This is a genomic window from Brachybacterium sp. p3-SID1565 (assembly GCF_025143785.1).
GTDB lineage: Bacteria > Actinomycetota > Actinomycetes > Actinomycetales > Dermabacteraceae > Brachybacterium > Brachybacterium epidermidis.
Genome location: NZ_JAMBDS010000093.1, coordinates 1 through 2,852 on the forward strand (window position 1 = coordinate 1; position 2,852 = coordinate 2,852).

Annotated in this window: 2 protein-coding genes; one reads left to right on the plus strand and one right to left on the minus strand. The window is 69.9% G+C overall.

Going from position 1 to position 2,852, the window contains the following annotated elements; all coding sequences use genetic code 11:
• The first annotated feature begins 52 nt into the window (after window positions 1-52).
• Window positions 53-1,744, plus strand: a complete 1,692-nt coding sequence (locus M4D54_RS13725) for a glycoside hydrolase family 13 protein (RefSeq protein WP_259892104.1) — start codon at window positions 53-55, stop codon at window positions 1,742-1,744.
• 27 nt (window positions 1,745-1,771) lie between these two features.
• Here the strand turns inward: M4D54_RS13725 and M4D54_RS13730 are convergent, their stop codons facing one another.
• Window positions 1,772-2,494: a type 1 glutamine amidotransferase domain-containing protein gene (locus M4D54_RS13730; protein ID WP_259793234.1), complete on the minus strand. Its 723-nt coding sequence runs from the start codon at window positions 2,492-2,494 to the stop codon at window positions 1,772-1,774.
• Window positions 2,495-2,852: the final 358 nt, after the last annotated feature.

Consider the following 2,852-nt stretch of genomic DNA (forward strand, 5'->3'; position numbering starts at 1 on the left):
CACCACCGCCCACGCACCCGAACCGAGCACCTGCACCCTGAGGAGTTCCCCCATGTCCGAGCACCACTCCGTCGAGATCCCCCTGAGCGATGCCGACTGGTGGCGTCAGGCCGCCGTGTACCAGATCTACCCGCGCTCCTTCGCCGACGGCACGGCCGACGGCATCGGCGATCTGACCGGGATCATCTCCCGCATCGACTACCTGCGCTCCCTGAACGTCGACGCGGTGTGGCTGAGCCCGTTCTACCCCTCGGCGCTGGCCGACGGCGGGTACGACGTGGACGACTACCGCGACGTGGACCCCCGCATCGGAACCCTCGAGCAGTTCGAGGAGCTGGTGGACCTGCTGCACGGAGCCGGGATCCGCGTGATCGTGGACCTGGTGCCCAACCACTCCTCCGACCGCCACGCGTGGTTCCAGGAGGCGCTGGCCTCCCCGAAGGGTTCGAACGCCCGCGAGCGGTACATCTTCCGCGACGGCACCGGGCCGGACGGCTCCCTGCCGCCGGCGGACTGGGAGTCCATCTTCGGCGGGCCCGCCTGGACCCAAGTGGAGGACGGCCAGTGGTACCTGCACTCCTTCGCCCGCGAGCAGCCCGACTTCAACTGGGACCACCCCGAGGTGCGCGAGGACTTCCTGCACACCCTGCGGTTCTGGTCCGATCGCGGGGTGGACGGGTTCCGGGTGGACGTGGCCCAGGGCCTGGCCAAGGAGCTCCCGGAGCAGCTGCCCACCAAGGCGCAGCTCAAGGGGATGCCCAAGGACGGCACCCATCCCCTGTGGGACCGCGACGACGTGCACCGGATCTACGCCGAGTGGCGCGAGGTGTTCAACGAGTACGATCCGCCGCGGATGGCCGTGGCCGAGGCGTGGGTGGACACCCCCGAGCGGCGCGCCAAGTACGCCACCCCGGACGGCCTGGGCCAGGCCTTCAACTTCGACCTGCTGGAGGCCGATTTCAAGGCCGCCGACTTCCGCGAGGTGATCGACTTCAGCCTCGAGCAGGTGGAGAAGACCGGCTCGACCACCACCTGGGTGCTGTCCAACCACGACCAGATCCGCCACGCCACCCGATACGGCCTGCCACCGCGCAACGGCAGCCCCGACAAGCACGGCGCCGACTGGGTGATCGCCGGCGGTCCCGAGGAGCAGCTGGACCGGGAGCTGGGCATCCGCCGGGCGCGCGCGGCGACGATGCTGGAGCTGGCCCTGCCGGGCAGCGCCTACCTGTACCAGGGCGAGGAGCTGGGCCTGCACGAGGTGGCCGACATCCCCGACGAGCATCGGCAGGACCCCGCGTTCTGGCGCACCACCCCGGAGACCCGCGGCTTCGACGGCCTGGGCCGCGACGGCTGCCGGGTGCCGATCCCGTGGACTCGTGGAGGCTCCTCCTTCGGCTTCGGGGAGGACGGTGCGCACCTGCCCCAGCCCGGCTGGTTCGCCGAGCATGCGGTGGAGGCGCTGGACGGGGTGGCCGGCTCCACCCTGGAGCTGTACCGCGAGGTGCTGGGACTGCGTCGAAAGCTGCAGGGCGCGGAGGAGCTGCGCTGGGACGAGTCGCTGTGCGGCCCGGACGTGCTGGCCTTCGACCGGCCCGGCGGCTGGCTGTCGGTGACGAACTTCGGTGAAGCGCCGGTGCCGCTGCCGGAGGGCGAGGTGCTCGCCTCCAGCATGCCGTTGGACGGGGACGAGATCCCCGGGGCCACCACGGTGTGGCTGCGCCGCAGCGCACGGCCGTCCTGAGGCAGTGGCAGTTCAGGCCGAGGCCGGTCAGCGGCGGTCCTGCTTGGCCAGCAGCTTCACCACGGCCTCTCCCACGCCGCTGGCACTGGTGGGGTTCTGGCCGGTGATGAGTCGATCGTCGACCACCACCTTGGAGGCCATCGGCCGCAGCGCCTTGGTGTAGGTGGCGCCGCGCTCCTTCAGCCGCTCGTCCAGCCGGAAGGGGACCGCGTCGGCGCGGCTGGCGAGCTTCTCCTCGGGCCAGCTGTAACCGGTGACCTTGCGTCCGTCCAGGAAGGGGCGGCCGTCGGCACCGATCACCTCCGTGAGACCTGCCGGGCCGTGGCAGACGGCTGCGACAATCCCACCGTCGCCATCGGTGCGACGGATCCGCTCGGCAAGGGCCGCGGAGGTGGGGAAGTCGAACATGGTGCCGTGGCCGCCGGTGAGGTAGACGGCGTCGAAGGACTCATCGGCCAGGGACTCGATGCTCGGGGTGTCCTCCAGCAGATCCATGAAGGAGCGGTCTGCGTAGCGCTGCCCTGTGCCGCCCTGCTTGAGCACGAGTGCGCCCAGGCTCTCGGGATCCAGGGGGACGCGGCCGCCGTCGATGCTGGCGATGACCACGTCGTGCCCGGCGCCGGTGACCACGTCGTAGAAGTGGGTGAGCTCGCCCAGCCACAGGCCGGTGCGGTACCCGACGGTCTCATAGGCCGCGGTGCTCGTGGTGACGGCCAGGATGCGCTTCGGGGTGGTGCTCTTGGGTGACATGCGTGTTCTCCCTGACTCGGATGCGGGGGCTGCTGGGGCACGGCCGCCACATGTTCGGGTGGATCAGGTGGCGATCATGCCATCTCGAGCCGGCCAGCTCATTCTGGCCACCTCCTATCAGCGGAGAAGTGATCGACAAAAGTCGCAGGCCAGGACCTAGTCCTACCAGGCGGGAACTGCTTTGAATCAGCAGTGCACCACGGTGCATTTCTCACACACCATTCAAGGGGGAATCATGAACGGCTACGACCCCGACGGCGGGTACGACCCGGATGGGGGCTACGACCCCGACGCCGGGTACGACCCCGATTCGGGTTCGTTCTGAGCTGCCTGTGCACTGAGAGAGCGCGGCGGCCGC